We start from the raw sequence: 2615 nt of genomic DNA, 5'->3' as shown, positions 1-2615 counted from the left end.
CCGACAGCCGTTCCAGCAGCACCAGCGCGACGCCCTCGGCGGGGTGGTCGCCCCGCTGCGGGTCGGTGCGGGGCTCCGCGCCGGTGAGGACGGTGGCGCCGCCCGCGAACGCGAGCGCGCACTCGTCCTGCCGCAGCGACTGGCAGGCCAGGTGCAGCGCGGTGAGCGACGCGGAGCAGGGGGTGTCGACGGCGAGCGCGGGGCCTTCGAGCCCGTAGGCGTGGGAGATCCGGCCGGGCAGGGCGCCCGCGCGGTCGCCGCCCGCGCCGAGGAACACGCCGGTGCGGCTGCCGCGCAGGGCGTCCGGGGTGACGCCTGCGTTCTCCAGGACCTCCCAGGAGGTCTCCAGCAGGAGCCTGCCCCTGGGGTCCAGGCGGGCGGATTCCTCCGTGGTGAAGCCGAAGAAGGCGGCGTCGAAGCCGTCCACATCGGACAGCAGACCCGCGGTGGCCCCGGCGGGCAGGGCTGCGGCGCGGTCGGCGGGCACGGGCGCGGTGGCGTCGCGCCCCTGGGTGAGGAGTCGCCACAGGTCGTCGGGGGAGGCGACGTCGCCGGGGAGGCGGCAGGCCATGCCGACGACGGCGATCGGCTCGTCGGCGGGGGTGGCCGGTCCCGGCTCGGGGTCGTCGGCGGCGAAGCGGTGGTGCGCGCGCTGGAACGGGTAGGTGGGCAGGTCGACGTGCCGCGTCCCGGTGAGCGCGGGCCAGGTCACCTCGACGCCGGACACGTGCGCCCGCGCCAGCGAGCGCAGGAACCGGCGCGTCCCGCCGTCGTCGCGGCGCAGGGTTCCCAGGACGGCGGCGCGGTCCCCGGCGAGCTCGGCCATCGTGGTGGTCAGGACCGGGTGCGGGCTGATCTCGATCAGCGCCGCGTGGTCGGGCAGGTCGCGGACGGCGTCCTCGAACGCGTCGGCGGTGGCGGTCGGGCGGAACGGGGTGGTGGTGGGCGCGGGGTGGACGTCGACGGGTTCGCTGCGGACCCGGCTCAGGTCGGCGACGAGCGCCGCCGCGTCGGCCAGGCTCAGCGCCCCGGCGACGTGGGCCGCCGCGATCGCGCCCTCGGCGTGGCCGAGCACCGCGGCCGGTTCGACGCCGTGCGCGCGCCACAGCGCGGCCAGCGACACCAGGTCGGTGAACAGCGCGGGGCGCGCCACGTCGACCCGGTCCGGGGGTGGCGCGCCGTCCGCGCCGCGCAGCACGTCGAGCACGGGGAAGTCCACGTGCGGTTCGAGCGCGGCGGCGCACTCGGCGGCGGCGGTGGCGAAGGCGGGCGCGGTGTCCAGGAGCTCTTGGGCCATGCCCGGCCACTCGCAGCCGTGACCGGGGAGCACGAACACCACCCGGCGGCCGGGAACCGCGACACCCCGGATCACGTCACCACCAGGCGCGTCACCGCTGTTCGTGGCGCTGCTGTCCGCGTCACCGCCAGCCGCGTCGACACCAGCCAGGGCGCGCAGGAGTTCGGCGTTGTCCCGGCCCACCACCACGGCCCGGTGCGCGAACGCGGTCCGGCGCGCGAGGGCGGCGGCGACCTCGGCGGGGCTGTGGGAGGTGTCGGCGAGGTGGGCGCGCAGTCGCCCGGTCGCCTGGCGCAGCGCTTCGGCGGTCCTGGCCGAGAGCGGCCAGGCCACGGGACCGACCTCGGTCACCACCGGCTCGGGCGTGGGCTCGGGCGCTTCGAGGACCACGTGGGCGTTGCCGCCGCCGAACGCGGACACCCCGACCCGGCGCGGCAGCTCCCCGCTCCGCACCGCCAGCAGCGCCTCGATCACCCCGGCGCCGCCCGGAGCGGTCCGGACCTGGTCGGCGGACAGCCCGGCGTCGTGCAGCGCGGCGCGGACGACGTGCTGCCGCGCGGTCCCGTCGGACCCGCCGTCCGAGTTGACCGCGCTGCCCCGCACGACACAGCGCACCGGGTGGCCGTGCCGCCGGGCGTCGGAGAGCCGCTCCAGGAGCAGCACGCCCTCCGCGCCGCCCACCAGCGCGAGCGGGCACTCGCCGCGCCGCAGCGCCCGCACCGCGAGGTGCAGGGCCACCAGCGGCGCGGAGCACCCGGTGTCCACGGTCAGCGCGGGACCGCCGAGGCCGAGCACGCGGGCGACCAGGCCGGACAGGGCGGTGGGGTCCGGGGACGAAGCCCCCGTGCTCGCGCCGACGAACACGCCGGTGTCACCGCCCGCGAGCGAGCCCGGCCTGATCCCGGCGTGCTCGAAGGCCTCCCAGGAGGTCTCCAGCAGCAGGCGTCGCGCCGGGTCCACCCGGTGCGCCGGGACGTCGAAGAAGTCGGCGTCGAACAAGCCGGCGTCGAAGAAGTCCACTTCGGACTGCGGGTCGCCGGGGAGGCGGTGGCCGAAGCCGACGACCGCGACGGGTTCGCGGTCGCGCCCCTCCGCCCGGTCCAGGCGGGCGCGCAGCTCGCGGGCGTCGGAGGTGACGCGCCTGAGGTAGGCGCGCAGCCGGTCCTCGTTGCCCATGCGGGTTGGCCCTTTCAGCTGATCAGCGGACGGTGGTGGTGCGGGGTCGGTCAGCGGAGGCCGAAGCCCCGGTCGATCAGGGCGAACAGCTGCTCGTCGTCCAGGTCCTCGAGGTCTGGGTCGGGTGGCGGGCACCCAGCTT

1 protein-coding gene is annotated in these 2615 nt (G+C 77.4%); it reads right to left on the bottom strand.

Annotated elements, in window-relative coordinates:
* The coding region (locus tag ACTUAL_RS06035; protein WP_440899543.1) for a beta-ketoacyl synthase N-terminal-like domain-containing protein at positions 1 to 2473 on the bottom strand (2473 nt) is incomplete at its 3' end.
* Between the last annotated feature and the right edge of the window lie 142 nt (positions 2474 to 2615).

It is taken from the genome of Actinosynnema sp. (assembly GCF_052038725.1).
Note: the sequence above shows the minus strand (reverse complement) of the source record. Positions and strands in the feature narration are given on the sequence as shown.